The sequence below is a fragment of the Flagellimonas allohymeniacidonis genome (assembly GCF_004296335.1).
Classification (GTDB): Bacteria; Bacteroidota; Bacteroidia; order Flavobacteriales; family Flavobacteriaceae; genus Flagellimonas; species Flagellimonas allohymeniacidonis.
On sequence record NZ_SGIU01000001.1, the window covers coordinates 1182768 to 1198596 of the forward strand.

Sequence of the window (15829 nt, forward strand, 5' to 3'; positions counted from 1 at the left end):
GAGCAGATACGAGGAGATTATTTGTGTGTGGAATTAGCTAGAAATCCTCTTTATCCATCAATTCTTGAATTTTGCGTTCCTCCCATCGCTTGCCCCACAACGGATTGTATCCATATGCCTCCATCCCATGGGCAACGACGCCAAAGCCCCAACCTATGGTTGGAAACAAGGCCCAAAGGAACTCGGTGGTTCTTAAGTTTAACCACCATAAAAAGGGAATTACCAAACAATACGAAAAAAGGTTACTGTAAAATCCTTTTATGGCCTCCACCTTTTCTTTGGCCTTTATGTACCTTTTTTCGGCAATAAAGCTTTGTTGGGTCTCAATTGGGGAAAGCTGTTGTGTTAGCATAGGAAGTGAAACGCTGAACTTTTTTGTTGTTTTGTCGATAAGCATTTCCCTATCGGTAAGGATTCCATAGCGTTGCTTGATATTTTGTAACCCAACCCCACTACTCTTTTTTACAACTTGTTTTTCTTGAAGATTATTGGTCACCACCAAGGTTCCATCCTGCTCAAAAACTTGAATATGTAATGGTTTGGCCGAAGTGACCACGTTGTGCTTCACCGCATTCTCCAATAATAATTGAAGCGATAGTGGGACAATTTTTGCATCGGGCATGTTTGATTTCTCTGGAATATCAAAAACGATACTGTCCTCAAAACGCATTTTTAGCAATCGAACATAGGTTTTGGCGAAATTCAGCTCTTCATCCACGGTCACTAAATCCTTATTTTTCTGTTCTAGGACATACCGATAGACTTTCGACAAGGAGGTGGTGAATTTTTGAGCTTGGCCCGGGTCTTCCTCAATAAGGCTGGTAAGAACATTTAAACTGTTGAAGAGAAAGTGGGGGTCCAACTGGTTTTTAAGGGCATCAAAACGTGCTGAGGCGGTACCCGCTATTATTTTTTGCTCCTTTACCTGTTTCTCCTTGTGATATTTATAGTAATATCCTGCGTAAAAGAGAAGGGTGACTACCATCGCAATAGCAAAACTGAAATAGTAATACCCCGGTCGCTCGCCCATCAAAAATTCATCCCAAGGTTCGCCATAGAAGAATACAAAAAGTACAAAGCGCGAAATGAAAATACCAATCAAAGAGGCTATAATGTTACCGAGAATGGCCAGGGGAAGAATCCGTATCGTGAAGATTTTTTTACTGTACTTCTTCAACACAAACCTAAAAACGAGGGCGTTGGACATATATATAATGATAGTAAACACCATCCCAGTCCACAATTGCTGCCATATAAACTGCCATGTCATGTCGCGGCCACTGAAAAAAAAGATGATCAGGATAACAAAAAATATTGCTATCCCAACCAAAAATGCCCCAATTAGATGTTTTAAAAAAAAGCGCATATATGTTTATCCTTTACAACTGGCCAAAACCCTTTCGGCCCTTTCTTTGCCCCATTTCGGGTAGAAAGGTATTTCCGATTTAAAGGTAGCAAAAAGTTCCAACGCCTTTTCCACATCCTTGCAATATGGGGTGGTGTCCTTACCAAAATATCTCGCGGAACCCATATCCCATTCTGCCTTTGAAAATATAACCCTGGGATTTTCCGGTGCCAACGCCATCGCCTGTTGATACAGCTGTACGTTTTTGCCCGATAGGGTCATGCCATAGGTAGCGCCGTCAAAAGAAATCCAAGCTGTGTTGATCAAGGCCTCCTGTACAAGGAGCTCTGGATTATCGGGAGAAATTGCTTTTGCCAAATCCAAAAATTCTTTGGCTTTCTCCAATTGTTGGGTCAATTTTTCTTTGTCCTTTTCCCCAAATGAAATCAACGTATTGATCTGCGCCACATAATAATGTGGCAACCAGTTGTCTGGTTCCGCCATGGCAATACGCTCAAAAAGGTTGGAGGCATCAAGGATTTTTTGATTGCCCCATAGCTGAAAAGCCTTTTCCATCCCCTTAGCATATTGATCTTGGGCGTTCGAAACAAAAGTTCCGGTAAGTACGATGATAAGAATGATTAGTTTTTTCATGACTGTTCGTTTTGATTTAGTGTCGACCCAAAATTGAAACATTGTATTTACCGATAACAAAAAGAATAACTGAATTGTAGGTATTTGGGGATGGACTGTACAGAGCATGTAGGAAAGCTCACTAAAAATCATCCTATTTATTAACATTTTTGATATTTTCAATGGTTTAAGTAATTCATTTCCAGTTTTTTGCTATATTGAAATGTTAAAATAATCTCGTCCCTCCTTATTTTATCAAGGTTCCCCACTCGAAAGCACCTTTACTTGCAGAAGAAGGTTCCGTGCAGATGTAGTTTGAGACAAAGCAAGATGTAGACCAAATGGTATTGCCTTTTGGTGAACTAATGCAACCAATAAATTCTACATAATGAAAACGCTATCCTCATGGCTAATTCTAGCCTTATTAATTTTGACCTTTACCTATCCAGCATATGGACAGGAAAAAACCACTCAAATGTTTTGGGTACATGAAGATCGGGTACGCCCTTCCATGCTTATGGACTACGAGAGTTCAGCCAAAACATTGGTGGATAACTGCCAAAAGCATGGTGTTGAGACCCTAAGCTGGATAACCACCTCAACGGATGATTTCAGGTACCTCTACGTTTCCCCTATCAATTCAATGGCGGATATTTCCTTTGAGGGCTTTGGACCACTTAGGGAAAAAATGGGGGCGGAAGCCTTCGATAAAATGTTTGCCGATATGGACAAATGCTACACGTCCCATGGAGATTATGTGCTGACCTTGGACACCGAACTATCCTACATGCCCGAGGGCATCACACAGACCCCGGAAGGTGAAGACTATCGCCGTTTTTACTACTTAAAAACTACTCCTGAGCATGTGAGTGCGATGGCCGAGGCCATGAAAGGCGTAAAAAATATGTTTGCCGATAAGGGTGCAAAAACCCATTATCGCGTTTATCGCAGCGGATTTGGCAACATGGAAAACTACTTCATGGTCGCCGTTGCTGCCAAGGATGGAGCGCACTTTGAAACCAGAAGTGATGAAAACGATGCACTCTTGGGCGAGGAAAGGCACGCCGTTTTTGGTAAGGTCATGCAATACGTCACAAGTATGGAAGAAATAACCGGTCAAATGCGACCTGATTTGGCCTACTCACCAACTAAGTAAACCAACCTGGCCCTGACACATATGTCGGGGCTTTTTTATTCACATTAAAACCTCTAAAAATGAAAAAACTACTATTACCCTTAGCCATTGTTGCATTAGTAGCCTATGCATGCCAGCAAGGACCTGTACGTTACACCCAAAACTCCCCTGAAATCGATACCATCAAAAAACTGATTTCGAACTACAATGCCAAAAACTTCGATGCCAGTATGTTCGCCGATACCTCCAAAACCTACTACAACACCAAGGATAATCCAATGTCAGCCGAAGAAGCCATGACCTATCACAAAGAGAATGACAATAACTATGCGAGCCGGGGATTCCTTTCAGACCACCAAGAATATGAAATGGTACTGACAGATGATGGCGAAAGCTGGGTCAACTGCTGGCTCGATTGGAAAGGCACCCTGAAAGCCAATGGGAAGGAAGTGGTTATTCCCATTCATTTGACCTATCAGTTCGTAGATGGAAAAATTGTGAGAGAATATGGATACTGGGACCCTACCGAAATTGTTCTTACCCTACAGCAGCTCGAAGCAGAAGCCGTTAAGACAGAGCAAGAAGAAACTGAATAATACCAATGTTTATCCAAACATCGTGATTGCCACTCGAAGAGGCCTAGAAAATCTAGGTCTTTTCTTTTTGAAGGTCATAAGGACCTGACAAAATATTGACTAGTTTTAACCAACAATCAATCAATGGCCTTACCAAAATCCAACAGAATTGCTTCCATTGACATATTACGTGGCCTAGTGATGGTTCTAATGGCTCTGGATCATGTTCGGGATTATTTCCATATCAATGCCTTTACCGGGAACTATCCCGAAAACATGGAGTCCACAACACCTATTTTATTTTTTACACGCTTTGTGACTCATTTTTGTGCCCCTGTCTTCGTTTTTTTGGCAGGAACCTCAGCCTATTTGTATGGGCAAAAGAAAAGCAAGGGTCAGTTGTCCAAATTTTTGATTACCCGAGGATTCTGGCTCATTTTTGTTGAAATATTCATCAATAATTTCCTTTGGTGGTTCGATATTTCCTTCGAGTTCGTAAACCTTCAGGTAATTTGGGCCATTGGCGTATGCATGATTTTTCTTGGGATGGCCATCTATCTCCCGCTCCGTGCAATCTTAATTTTGGGACTTCTTGTTGTTTTTGGACACAATACTTTGGACTCCATTACCTATGAGGGCACCAGTTTTCATGCACTTCTGTGGTATGCGGTCCATCAAATGAACTTCTTTGAGGCATGGGATGGTTTTTTTATGGCCTTTTCATATCCCGTTTTGCCATGGATGGGAGTTATGTTGCTGGGGTATTGCTTTGGTTCACTCTACAAAACGGGCTATAATCCCAAAAACCGGCAACAACTATTGCTGGTCATGGGAATAAGCTCCATCGTGCTTTTCTTTTTGCTACGTGGCATAAATGGCTATGGAGATTTAACCCCATGGGCCACCCAAGAAACCACGGCCAAAACGGTGATTTCATTTTTCAATGCTACCAAGTATCCTCCTTCCTTGGTTTTTTTGTTGATGACTTTGGGACCGGCCCTCCTCTTTGCATATGCCATTGAAGGCATGCAAAATAAGGTTGCCAACTTTCTTACGGTCTTTGGCAGGGTTCCCTTCTTCTATTACATCATCCATATCTTGGTAATTCATGTCGCAGCAATTGTAGGGCTTTTGCTTACCGGAAAAGATTGGAGGTTAATGATTCTGGATAATGAAACGGTAAATTCGGGCATTCTGCAGGGATATGGATATCCTTTGGCCATCGTGTACCTGGTTTGGATTGCTATTGTTCTCTTTCTCTACCCCATATGCAAAAAATACATGACCTATAAATTGGGCAATAAAGACAAGTGGTGGTTGAGCTATTTGTAGTAAAATGGTATCTTTCCTTGAATAACTTGAACCGCCCAGCCCATGTTGCGTTTTTTTAGGCAGATTCGCCAAAAATTACTTGCCGAAAATAAGGTGTCTCGTTACTTGGTCTATGCCATTGGTGAAATCGTGCTAGTGGTCATTGGGATATTAATTGCCCTACAAATCAACAATTGGAATGAACAACGAAAAACAGCCAATGAAAGATCAAAACTTATCTCTGCCCTAAAATCCGATGCCCAAACCACAGCTGAACGATTGAAGGTAAGTTTGCAAATGGCTGATGATATCAATCAGGACTTGTTAAAGATTTTGGACATTTTGAATGTAGAGCAGGAGTCGGTTTCCATGGATACCTTGAAAACGTACACCAGTGCCGTTTTTCAGGTGGCCAATTTCAGACCCGCCATGTCAGCCTATGAGACTGCTCTTTCTACGGGAGATATCGGTCTTCTTAAAAACGATACCCTTTTGGATACATTCATAGAGTTTAAAAATAACTACGACTGGTTTGTACTGCATCAAAACATATCTGGCGATATGGTCTACTTGGGAAGCGTTTGGAAGTTCCGCCAAAAATTGGGTAGCACCCGAATTTTCATGAAGAACATGGGAGATTACCCCAAACGATTTGGACTATCCGATGATGAATTCTATCAATCTCTGCTGGAAAAAGATGTATACGCCACCTTTGAAAGTATGCAATGGTTGATACGCAATCAGTATGAAGCCTTATATCGTGCAAATGAAGCCAATGCTAGAATCATTGACATTCTAGAAGAGCAATCCCAAAATTAATGATCTGTAAGTGATTGAAATTCCCTCCAATTTCTGAACTTCGTAGGCCGTAATTCATGTTCCATGTACATTCCCAATCATTATAAAAATGAAAATCTAGATGAAATCAAAGATTTTCTGGTCAACAATAGCTTCGGAATTCTCATCAATCTGCTCGAAGGAAAACCTTGGGCAACACATATACCTTTGGAATTGACCAAGGATGCAGATGGGAAGGATGTATTGGAAGGCCATATTGCCAAGGCCAATCCGCAATGGAAATCCTTCAAGGATTCGCAAGAAGTACTTTGCATTTTTAATGGGCCTCATGCCTACGTTTCATCGTCCTGGTACAAAGAAGAGGAAGTACCTACCTGGAATTATATTGCCGTTCACATTTATGGAAAACTCAAGATTTTGAGTGAAGAAGAAACCATGGATGCTTTGCATCGCTTGGTGGAAAAGTATGAGCGAGACTCAAAAAATCCAATATCCTTGAAAGAAATGTCCCCAAAGACGTTGCGTCAGGTAAAGGGTGTGGTTGGATTTCAGATAGAGGTTTCAGAAATACAGGCGGCCTATAAACTTTCACAAACCCGGACGGAAGACCACGCAAAAATAATTGATGAGCTTTCGGAACGAAAAGATGCTGGAAGCCATCAAATCGCAAAAAACATGAAGGGTTTTACATCTTGAATCCCCTATTCATTATCCAAGAAATGATTTTTGGCCCAGTTGGAATACCTCGGATTCTCTACATGCATAATCCACATTTCATCGGTATATTTTCCTTTCATTTTTGAACGATAGGCTGCATAGGCATTGTCGTTTTCCAAAAACTTGGCGAGATATACGTAGTTCAATCCGTTATCGGGGTTTTTAAAATATTGAGGATTCAAGCCTTGATCTCTTAGCTTCTTGATAAAACGTTTCAAGTAGACTTCGTTTTTGAAAACATTGGCCACAATGTAATGTCCCTGACCCACTCCATCGAGCTTTATAAACTTTTCGATGGGTTTATAGGCGCCACCGGTAAAAGCCCCCTTGATTTCCTCTTTTTTCGGTTCGCTTGCAACAATTTCGGTCTTGTCACGGACCTGTTCCCAAACTAGTTTTCTTTCCTCTTTTTTCGGTTTGGCGGCAAGTTTGGTTTTATCTATGGCATTTTCCAAAGAATCAAGATCTTCGTTTTTTGCCAAGTATAGTTTTTGGGCAGCGGCTTCAACCTCAGGATGTTCATTACCTGTATGCCGTTTAACCAAACGCATTACACGTTCAAACCGGTTTTCCAAGTCCCTTTGTCGGTTTTGCTCCAACGAATCCATTCGAAAAATCAATTCATTGATGATGGCATAATTATCCGCTTGCTGTTCTTGAAGCTTTTTCACCTGCTCCTCCCAAAAGGCCAAATCCTCCTGGTTGGTTGGTCGAAGTTGGGTTTGGGCCTTCAACTTGGATTTAGGTGTCTTTTTCTCCGGTTTGGCATCGGCCACAAAGGTGCCTTCCAGAGGTTTCTTTGTATTCGTTTCCTCATTGGAAGCCAAGGTGTTTTTTGTCATGAGAGGAACAAAAGAGAAGGCTATCGATACTTCATGGGTTACTCCAAGGTTGTTCAGGTTGCTGTTGACATTCTTCTCGAAATTATATCCAAATGATAGCCTACGATTTAGATTGAATCCAGTGCCGGCAGATAGTCCGTAAAATTGATCATATCCACCTTGTAGCCATCCCAATTTGGGAAGGTCAAGTATGAGGCCTCCCCCAAAAATAGGGTCTTGTTCGGCCTCAAAACGTGCCCTTGCCAAAGGCATTAATCGACCATTTTGAAAAATTCCCGCACCATTTTCAAACTCATGGGCGTATTGCAAGTGACTTGAAAAGGTTTTTTCATTGAAATCGGTCAACGATTCTCCTGTTTTGATATTGTAATCAAAAAGATTCTGGGCAAAAACACCAAAATCGAATTTCCCCATCGAAAGGTTGAGCCCTGGTTGAAAAGAAATGATGGAAGTTTGTGTGGCATCGCTCAAAAATGGGTCTTCTTCCAAAGTAACTGCTCGATCGGCATCAAAACTGCTCACATAATATGGGATGTTGACCCCAAAACTTAGGTTGCTCTTTTGACCCAATTGAATTCCATGGGAATAGTTGGCCATTATCCCTAGGTTGGTAATTACACCTTCCTGCTGGTTATAAAGGCTTATTCCAAGTCCAACCTGGTCGTTTATTCTTCCACTATAACTCAAAAAGTAATTCTGGCGGTTATCATTGAAATCCGCGCCTTGGCTACGGTGGAAAAGATTAATGTAGGACTTGTCTTCCCGAACTGCCGAAAAGGTGGGGTTGATCAAAAATCGATTGAACTTCAAAAGATTTTGAAATGGTACGTCGTAACTCACATAGGGATTGCTGTCTTGAGCATCAACTTTGCACAAGAGCATAAAAACAAAGAGTAATGTGAAACTACCTTTTGAATAAAGACATAGGGTCTTGTAGAATATAGATAGTAGATGTTTGTCCATAGCCTTTGATTTTGCGTAGGTTAAAGGACCTGAGGGGAACAGGTATATAAATGGTATGATTTGTATGGTTTCTCATTGCAAGATTTGGGATACTTGTAAGAGTTTTACTATAATGCTATGTAATAATAGTCATTTTATCGGTCAAAAACCAATTTTATCGATAAACGGAACTATTACTACGCTGGTTGGTTCTTATTTCGCTGTTTTACAATTAGTTCACTAAGTAAAACTCGATTTTACTGATAAAATTGTGTTCGGTATTTCAATGGTTTTCAGATATTGAAATATCTTCGGTGGTAATCTTACAGATTTGATATGACTCGCAACATCGACATACAGATTGTACCCTACAGCGAAAAATTCAAAAAAGCCTTCAAGGATTTGAACGAGGAATGGATCCGAGAATACTTTAAAATGGAAGAACTGGACCACAAGTATTTAGACCGTCCAGAGACTTACATTCTTCAGCCAGGTGGCTATATTGGAGTAGCTTTGCATCAGAATCAAGCGGTTGGAGTCTGTGCGCTGATCAAATCCAATGATGATACTTATGATTTTGAGCTTTCGAAAATGGGCGTATCTCCAAAAATTCAAGGCCAAGGTATAGGTTGGCTCCTAGGGGAGCACATTGTTGAGGAAGCAAAAAGGAGAGGCGCAAAGACCATATACTTGGACAGTAATACGGTTTTGGAACCTGCAATCAAGTTATATCGAAAACTGGGATTTGTGGAAGTGCAGGGATACAACTCCTTTTACGAACGATGCAATATCAGAATGGAACTCAAGCTATAAGACTTATATGGTATTGACCAGTTGGTAAATTTGAATGGTCTCCGATTTCCCCCTCAACTGAAGACTATCCACTTTTTTAAATTTTGAAATGGTATCTGGTTGCAGCTTCTTTACCAGCTGTTCTGAAATCAACAGATTAGTGCCATAGGTATTACATTCTCCTTGAATTCGCGCGGTGGTGTTCAGTACGTCCCCTGTGTAGATAACATCTTTTTTTAGTATCCCAATTTCTCCAGTTGTTACCAAACCCATGTGAAAACCCGCCTTAAAACGCGGACCAACGGCATATTTTTTTTGATAATAGGTTTCTCGAGCTTCAAAGACTTTTGAAATTTTATGGTAGCATTCGATACACTGATCTTTATGTAATCCCTCTTTTTGAGGCCATGTAACTACTATTTCATCTCCTACGTATTGATATACTTCTCCCGAAGTTTCCATTATTGCATCGGACATATCGGCATAGCAGTTCTTTAATAAGCTAAAATATCGAGCATGGCCTATATTCTCAGCAATGGTCGTGGAGGATTTCATATCCAGAAACATAAAAATTCGAATTTCTTGTTTGGGCTGGTGGTACTTTCCCAACAAAAAGCTCAAAAACACCTTATCGCCCATGTACCATACCAATTCAGCAAAAAGCAAACTAATAAACACACAGGCCGACATATAGGTAACCACACTCCAAAATGAGAAGTTGAGTACAAATAATAAAACACTTTCAACCACTTCAGGACTGGTTGGAGCAGTCCCGAATCGATAAGCGTTTATACCAAAGGAAATGAGCGCTACAAAAAGTATAATAAAGGCCAGGTAGAACAAGGTCTTTAATACGATTTTTAACCAAAGTGGAGTTCCTCCGAATATCTTTTCCAACCATGCAACCTCCACCCATCCCTGAATCCACCCCACAACAAAGCCTCCAATCGTGGTGTATATTAGCGAACTCTTAAAATCATACTTGTTTTTAGTACTGGGATAATATTCAAGATTACCGAGGATACCCAGCTCCAAAATGCTATAAACGAGAGCAAATACCGTCCAAAAAACTGCAAAGAAAAATGCCTTTTTTGCAGTTTGAAAGTTCTTAGGGTGCATCATTGTGATTAAAGATAGCTAATCTCCTCTTACTCGGCTATCGAAAACCTCCTGCCTTTTCCATACAAATCAGTAATGCTTTTCTGTGAAATGATTTTTCATATCTCATTAAAAATGAGTATATTATAGTGTTCAACCTTTAAATTTCAAACTCATGGGGACTGTTAAGGATTTAAACAAATGGGCCAACGCCCATACGTATTATCCCTTGGATCTGGTGCGTGTGGCCCTTGGGGTCGTGCTCTTTATCAAGGGTGTGGAATTCATGACCAATTATGAGCAAATGACATTGATGACCAAACCCTTTCAAGGGGTTCCAGGCTCAATGATGATGTTGCACTATATTGTTCCGGCCCATTTTGTCGGGGGCTTTTTAATAGTCATTGGACTGTTGACCCGCTGGGCCATTATTGCACAATTACCCATATTGATTGGTGCCATTCTCACCAATTTCTTGGGAGAAATGAACACATTAAACCTGATTTTGGCCACCTTGGTGTTCTTGGTGAGCATATTCTTTATGGTATATGGTTCGGGAAAACATTCGGCAGATTATTATCTGAAAATGCAGAAGTAAACATGTAATTGGTATCAATAAATTTAACTGGAGAAGTTACATAAACTGAAATAGTATACTTTAAAAGGTTAAACCTTAAATGAGTTAAACCCGCCAAAGTCACCACAAGAAACTACCACGGGCCTGTAAACCTATATTTTGGACTTGGAGTTATACAAGATCAAACAAAAAGTATTGTTTGCCTAGAAAGACAATACTTGTATTTAGTCGATTTAAAGTTTTAAAAAGATTATTTTTTTCCTTCTTTTGGAGAAAAATAAGTCATGCCAAATCGCTTCCTCCCAAGACCCATTTCTCTTTTAATCTTTGCAGTAATACAACTACTTATCTTTCAAGGATGTAGCGGAGAAGATAACGAAGAAACTTCACCTGAAACTGTTGTAGAAGAACCTGAGAAGGAAGAAGTAATTGGGCAACTAAGCGAGGAAGACATTGTATTGGATATCGAAGCGGAGTCTGTTTTAAAGAATTCCACAATTGAAATAACTCTTCCAGAAAATGCAAATGTCGACAGTGTAAAAGCTTACATTAATGAAGATTTATTGACAACACTTACTTCTCCACCATTTGTGGTGCCGTTTGAGCCCATGTCTTATGAAGACGGGGATTACCAATTAAAAATTGAAGTTACACAAGAAGGCGGTACGGTTACTTCAAAAATCATTGAAGTTAAGATTGACAATACCGGCCCCGTACTTCTTATACAAAACTTGGAAGAAGACCAAAAGGTTTGTGATGAACTTGTAGTGTCTCCTCAAATTACTGATGAGATTTCAGAAATCTCTAAAGTAGAGGTATTTCTAGACGATACGATAATAGAAGTCTTTGAAAATACTTCGGACTTCGACTTCACAATAAATAAAGATGGTCAAGAACTTGGCAATCAATTTCTAAAGTTTGTAATGCAAGATTCTGCAGGTAATGTATCCCGTGATTCCCTAAACATACTATTATCGAAAAAAGTGGTTTCTCTAAATTTTCCAGACAATTTTATCCGAATGGGAGTTGACAAGGTTCATGCTATACTCTCTGATGAAAATGGCGAGTTCTTGGATGTAGTAACCCACAGCTCGGGGGTTTCTGAAACGCTGTCCCTCTGCACAACGGAAATAATCAGCGAAGACCAAGAGCTCATGCTGACCTTCGTGGAAGATTTCCAAAACACAATCTTGAACTTCTATGTGTATGGAAATCTTTCCAAAAATGTTTTAGGTGGTCAGATTTCATTTACCCAAAGATCTGCTGGATTGCAAACGGCATCCGTCGATTTGGAGCTACCAGATTATGAAGATGGCTTTTATTTAAGATTTTCCACTGCATGGAGTTCTGGGATCTACTTCAACAACACCTTATCAGGATTTGTTTCAAAGACCTTTACAAATAATGAATTAGGATTCGACAAGACTTTTGTAATGAACTTTAATAGAAATTTGGGACGTAGCTATCAATGGGCATTTGTTGAGAACATTGATGAAAAAACCTCGTTATTGTCAACAGATTTTAGCAGCACCGACGTGATACACGATTTCCTCACAGTGAATGGCACTTTTTCCAGCCCCTTTCTAAGCATTTACGGATTTGAAAGTGAGGCCCATTACCGCTCGATGAGTGGACATATGATATACTGGAATGCTGCTTTGAGCAGTATAAATGGAAACGATTATTCATATGCCGATATTTTTGATTACACCCTATATTCAATTAAAGTTGATAATTACGGGGTAGATGGGACCGGTAGACCTCCCGAATCGATTTCTGTGCCCAGTGGAAATGTCTATTTTAATTTTTCGGATAATCGAATTGAATTCAATGGGACACCTGGCTATGAAGTAGGACGTGTTCGACTACAAAATTTTGAAAATGAAAATATAATTGTTGAGTTCATTTTTGATGGCCAAGAATCAGGGGTTGTGGTCCCTAAATTACCTCAAGGTCTATTTTCTCAAAGTGTGAACGATACTTTTGAAATGCAAAGATTAGAACCTGTTCAAGGTGCAGCTGAGAACTATGAAAACATTTCGGATTATGAATCGTATATCTCTGAAATTCTGGTTCCCTCGGTACCCTTTTATTTGGTTGCCCCCAAAAGAGAACGCATTTTTGCCCAATCTGGCTTGTTACCGATTTTTGAGTTTCCATTTCACGAAAGATTATAGAATAAAATCTTAAAGCTTGTTTTGGCAGACTTTTGAAAAAGACTTTTAATTGTTGCCTAAAGATTATCCAATTGATTGCTTTTGCCATCTATACTTATGGTCCAAAAGAAGCCTACAAAAAAGAAGCTATCCGCGGCCGGTGTTATCGACCTTCGGTCAAAAACTCCCTGCGTATTGGGCGCGTTGGCATATTGATAATTGTTGATGTTTTTAAAACCTGTTACATTATTTATTGAAAAGTAAAGTATCTTCTGTTGGTCGATAAGATAAGACCAGTTAATGCTGATATTATTGAAAGAACGGGTTGTTTCAGCCAAAAATTCCGGAGTGTTTGGATTGTCGTAGGGTCTTCCAGAATTATACGTATACGCCAACCCAATTTGTGACCGAAGCTTGTCTACCCAATATTTGGTCACAACCGAAAAATTGTGTTTTGGAGCAAAGTTGGGGGTCGCCCTTTCTCTAAAATTTCGATAATCCCTTTCCGTATCCAAGTAGGAATAGGAGACCCAATAATCCAAATTATTGATGCTTTTATTGTCACGCCAAAATACATCCAATCCCGTGGCATAGCCGTCTCCTAAATTGCTAAAATTTGAATCAAACCGAGGTTGTTCAGTATCAAACTTCACCAAGTTCCGGTAGTCCTTGTAATACGCTTCGGCCCTTAAGGTCTTCCCGTCGCCCTGATATTGGTAATTCAATATGTAATGAGAGGTTTTTTCACTTTCTACTGGTTGATTGAACCTTAGGGTCTCATTTAGCGGATTTTGATAGAAATCCCCGTAGGCCATGGAAAATTGACCTTTTTCTCCGGTCTTGTAGGCCAAGGAAATTCTAGGGGCCAAGCTATATGAATCTATGACAGAACTTCTTTCTCCACGAAGACCTAATTTCATGGCGAAACTGTTACTAAAGAAGATGTCAGACTCCATAAACGCAGCCCAAATACGATCATTAAAGTTGTTTTCTGCTTCAAAACCATCGGTTGCTGTAAAAGTCTCGTCATAGTCAACAAGAAAGACTTCAGCCCCTCCAGTTAAGTTGAAACGGCTGTTGAAACTCTTCCTGATTTTTACCTTCATATGTGAAGCAGTTTCCTGGGCATTGACTGTATCCTCTTCCAAACCAATATCATTTGTATCCGAAGAGATAGCAGCCCCAGTGGAGAGGGTCCAATTGTTTTCAAAAAAGTATTTGTAGGAAGCATTGAAATAAAGATTGTTATTGGTCAATTGGAATCTCACAAAATCTTCGAAATTGATATCCTCCTGTTCGATATCCAGGTCAGCATGATTGAACCCCGTGTAGAGTTTGAACATGCTTTTGTCTCCCTTACTTCTAAAAACGGCCTCTCCGGCAATAGATTCATAGGGACTGTTCCAACGTATACCTTGGGTGGAGGGAATCAACGATTCGTAAGGTGCCAGATTGATATAGGAAGTGTTCAGGCTTAATGATTGATTTCCCCAAATTTTAGTGTGGCCCAAACCCCCACCAACGGACATCACTTGGATATCCGTTTTCTCTTGGTCAGGAACATCCGTGGTGTTCAAAAGCAGTACACTGGACAATGCTTGACCATACTCCGCGGAATAACCTCCTGTGCTAAAGGTAATTCCCTTAAAAAGAAAAGGTGAAAATCTTCCTCTTGTGGGAATATTGTTGGCCGTTGCATTAAAAGGTTGAAAAACACGGAGTCCATCTATAAAAACTTGGGTTTCCGTGGCATCCCCTCCCCTAACAAACAATCGGCCATCCTCATTTACCGTAGTAGTTCCCGGCAGGGTTTGCAAGGCAGCCACAAAGTCACCGACAGCGCTTGCCGTGGTAACGATATCCAGAGGTTTGAGCACAGAAACCTTGGAGTTATCCCCAGCTTCGAAGGTTCCTGCAGTCAATGTTACCCCAGTAAGAGAATTGATGGATTCCCTTAGCTGGATTTTTAAATTATTAAGGTAGCCCACATCCCCCAGTTCATAATGCGGCTCGTAAGAAAGCATGGAAATAACCAAGGTCCGTGTTCCTGTTTCCGTTGTAGTGAAAGAGAAAGTCCCGCTCTCCGTAGTAGATGCACCATCGTAGGTTCCTTCGAGATAAACGTTAGCCCCAACGATAGGGTTATTTTTTAGGTCGGTAACGGTTCCTGAGATTACCGTTTGTGCTTGAAGCGTTCCTAGACTCAAAAAGAGTACAACTAAAAGAACTTGGTTTTTCATGACTGTTCGGTTTTTGATGAAACAAAATTGGGAACAGCACACACAACATTGGAATAAGGATTCCCCAACTGTGGAATTTGTGCGATGAATTGCAATTCAAATTTTGAAAGACAATTCAGTTAAGAAAAACTACAATTGGGTAAAACTCAATTTTAAAAAAAGATAGAGTACTGGAAATTTGGAGCATCATTAACATCAAAACAGTCATTATGAAATCTACAGTACTAACTTTTGTATTATTAGTCACAAGTCTATTTGGATTTGCACAAGAAGAAAAAGGAATCACCATTAATGTGGTCATTGATAATGTGGCCAGCGATGAAGGCAAGGTTCTGGTTAGTTTGCACACCGCCGATACCTTTATGAGAGGTGGAGGTATTCAAGACCTAGAGAGCACCATTGAAAATGGAAAGGTTGAGTTCACTTTTGAGGATGTACCTGCCGGAACGTATGCAATTATGGCTCTTCATGATGTAAACGAGAACTACAGAATGGATTATGAAGCCGATGGGAGGCCCAAAGAAAGCTATGGAATGTCTGGTAATGAAATGATCATGGGACCTCCAAACTTTGCTGACGCAAAATTTGAAGTTGAAAATGAGAATTTGGAATTAGCCATTCGCTTTTAAACGATAGCCACCTAACCCATAAGGCCTTCCATTTATATA

At 40.3% G+C, this 15829-nt stretch carries 14 protein-coding genes; 9 read left to right on the top strand and 5 right to left on the bottom strand.

All coding sequences use genetic code 11. The features are described from left to right. Positions 1–37 precede the first annotated feature (37 nt). Both EW142_RS05355 and EW142_RS05360 read right to left on the bottom strand, forming a co-directional pair. Positions 38–1366 carry a 2TM domain-containing protein gene (locus EW142_RS05355; protein WP_130610716.1) on the bottom strand — a complete coding sequence of 443 codons (1329 nt, stop codon included), beginning with the start codon at positions 1364–1366 and terminating at the stop codon, positions 38–40. Positions 1367–1372: 6 nt separating this feature from the next. Continuing rightward, on the bottom strand, positions 1373–1999 hold the full coding sequence (locus tag EW142_RS05360; RefSeq protein ID WP_130610719.1) for a tetratricopeptide repeat protein: 627 nt from the start codon (positions 1997–1999) through the stop codon (positions 1373–1375). A 367-nt stretch (positions 2000–2366) separates the two neighbouring features. Here EW142_RS05360 and EW142_RS05365 point away from each other — a divergent pair, with 367 nt between their 5' ends. The 5 genes from EW142_RS05365 (at position 2367) to EW142_RS05385 (ending at position 6493) form a co-directional block, all read left to right on the top strand. Then, positions 2367–3134, top strand: coding sequence for a hypothetical protein (locus EW142_RS05365; protein WP_130610722.1), 768 nt, complete (start codon positions 2367–2369; stop codon positions 3132–3134). 59 nt (positions 3135–3193) lie between these two features. Next, a complete protein-coding gene (locus EW142_RS05370) occupies positions 3194–3709 on the top strand; it encodes a nuclear transport factor 2 family protein (protein WP_130610725.1) in 516 nt (171 codons plus the stop codon). 123 nt (positions 3710–3832) lie between these two features. Further along, complete coding sequence (locus tag EW142_RS05375; protein WP_130610728.1) at positions 3833–5020, top strand: acetyltransferase domain-containing protein; 1188 nt, start codon at positions 3833–3835, stop codon at positions 5018–5020. 42 nt (positions 5021–5062) lie between these two features. Further along, the gene (locus tag EW142_RS05380) at positions 5063–5818 is read left to right on the top strand and encodes a DUF6090 family protein (protein ID WP_130610731.1); all 756 of its coding nucleotides are present in this window, start codon (positions 5063–5065) and stop codon (positions 5816–5818) included. A gap of 63 nt (positions 5819–5881) precedes the next feature. Continuing rightward, entirely contained in the window at positions 5882–6493 is a 612-nt protein-coding gene (locus EW142_RS05385) for an FMN-binding negative transcriptional regulator (RefSeq protein WP_130610734.1), read from the top strand. Between the two features lie 5 nt (positions 6494–6498). On the opposite strand, the gene EW142_RS05390 is transcribed toward EW142_RS05385, so the two are convergent. Continuing rightward, the gene (locus EW142_RS05390; RefSeq protein WP_130610737.1) at positions 6499–8319 is read right to left on the bottom strand and encodes a PorP/SprF family type IX secretion system membrane protein; all 1821 of its coding nucleotides are present in this window, start codon (positions 8317–8319) and stop codon (positions 6499–6501) included. A 315-nt stretch (positions 8320–8634) separates the two neighbouring features. Here EW142_RS05390 and EW142_RS05395 point away from each other — a divergent pair, with 315 nt between their 5' ends. After that, complete coding sequence (locus EW142_RS05395) at positions 8635–9111, top strand: GNAT family N-acetyltransferase (protein WP_130610740.1); 477 nt, start codon at positions 8635–8637, stop codon at positions 9109–9111. A gap of 3 nt (positions 9112–9114) precedes the next feature. Here EW142_RS05395 and EW142_RS05400 read toward each other — a convergent pair whose 3' ends face one another. Beyond that, positions 9115–10212: an adenylate/guanylate cyclase domain-containing protein gene (locus tag EW142_RS05400; protein WP_130610743.1), complete on the bottom strand. Its 1098-nt coding sequence runs from the start codon at positions 10210–10212 to the stop codon at positions 9115–9117. A 151-nt stretch (positions 10213–10363) separates the two neighbouring features. Between EW142_RS05400 and EW142_RS05405 the strand changes: the two genes are divergently transcribed. Together EW142_RS05405 and EW142_RS05410 are read left to right on the top strand one after the other, a co-directional pair. Continuing rightward, positions 10364–10786: a DoxX family protein gene (locus EW142_RS05405; RefSeq protein ID WP_130610746.1), complete on the top strand. Its 423-nt coding sequence runs from the start codon at positions 10364–10366 to the stop codon at positions 10784–10786. 263 nt (positions 10787–11049) lie between these two features. Next, positions 11050–12942: an Ig-like domain-containing protein gene (locus EW142_RS05410; RefSeq protein ID WP_130610749.1), complete on the top strand. Its 1893-nt coding sequence runs from the start codon at positions 11050–11052 to the stop codon at positions 12940–12942. A gap of 56 nt (positions 12943–12998) precedes the next feature. Here EW142_RS05410 and EW142_RS05415 read toward each other — a convergent pair whose 3' ends face one another. Then, entirely contained in the window at positions 12999–15161 is a 2163-nt protein-coding gene (locus EW142_RS05415; RefSeq protein ID WP_130610752.1) for a TonB-dependent receptor, read from the bottom strand. A 209-nt stretch (positions 15162–15370) separates the two neighbouring features. Between EW142_RS05415 and EW142_RS05420 the strand changes: the two genes are divergently transcribed. Next, positions 15371–15790 (top strand): DUF2141 domain-containing protein, encoded by a 420-nt coding sequence (locus EW142_RS05420; RefSeq protein ID WP_130610755.1) that lies wholly within the window; start codon positions 15371–15373, stop codon positions 15788–15790. Positions 15791–15829: the final 39 nt, after the last annotated feature.

What these genes read in the sequence shown, in the direction of transcription:
- EW142_RS05355 (WP_130610716.1), bottom strand. Translation starts at nt 1,366, where the DNA reads ATGCGCTTTTTTTTAAAACATCTAATTGGGGCATTTTTGGTTGGGATA.
- EW142_RS05360 (WP_130610719.1), bottom strand. Translation starts at nt 1,999, where the DNA reads ATGAAAAAACTAATCATTCTTATCATCGTACTTACCGGAACTTTTGTT.
- EW142_RS05365 (WP_130610722.1), top strand. Translation starts at nt 2,367, where the DNA reads ATGAAAACGCTATCCTCATGGCTAATTCTAGCCTTATTAATTTTGACC.
- EW142_RS05370 (WP_130610725.1), top strand. Translation starts at nt 3,194, where the DNA reads ATGAAAAAACTACTATTACCCTTAGCCATTGTTGCATTAGTAGCCTAT.
- EW142_RS05375 (WP_130610728.1), top strand. Translation starts at nt 3,833, where the DNA reads ATGGCCTTACCAAAATCCAACAGAATTGCTTCCATTGACATATTACGT.
- EW142_RS05380 (WP_130610731.1), top strand. Translation starts at nt 5,063, where the DNA reads ATGTTGCGTTTTTTTAGGCAGATTCGCCAAAAATTACTTGCCGAAAAT.
- EW142_RS05385 (WP_130610734.1), top strand. Translation starts at nt 5,882, where the DNA reads ATGTACATTCCCAATCATTATAAAAATGAAAATCTAGATGAAATCAAA.
- EW142_RS05390 (WP_130610737.1), bottom strand. Translation starts at nt 8,319, where the DNA reads ATGGACAAACATCTACTATCTATATTCTACAAGACCCTATGTCTTTAT.
- EW142_RS05395 (WP_130610740.1), top strand. Translation starts at nt 8,635, where the DNA reads ATGACTCGCAACATCGACATACAGATTGTACCCTACAGCGAAAAATTC.
- EW142_RS05400 (WP_130610743.1), bottom strand. Translation starts at nt 10,212, where the DNA reads ATGATGCACCCTAAGAACTTTCAAACTGCAAAAAAGGCATTTTTCTTT.
- EW142_RS05405 (WP_130610746.1), top strand. Translation starts at nt 10,364, where the DNA reads ATGGGGACTGTTAAGGATTTAAACAAATGGGCCAACGCCCATACGTAT.
- EW142_RS05410 (WP_130610749.1), top strand. Translation starts at nt 11,050, where the DNA reads ATGCCAAATCGCTTCCTCCCAAGACCCATTTCTCTTTTAATCTTTGCA.
- EW142_RS05415 (WP_130610752.1), bottom strand. Translation starts at nt 15,161, where the DNA reads ATGAAAAACCAAGTTCTTTTAGTTGTACTCTTTTTGAGTCTAGGAACG.
- EW142_RS05420 (WP_130610755.1), top strand. Translation starts at nt 15,371, where the DNA reads ATGAAATCTACAGTACTAACTTTTGTATTATTAGTCACAAGTCTATTT.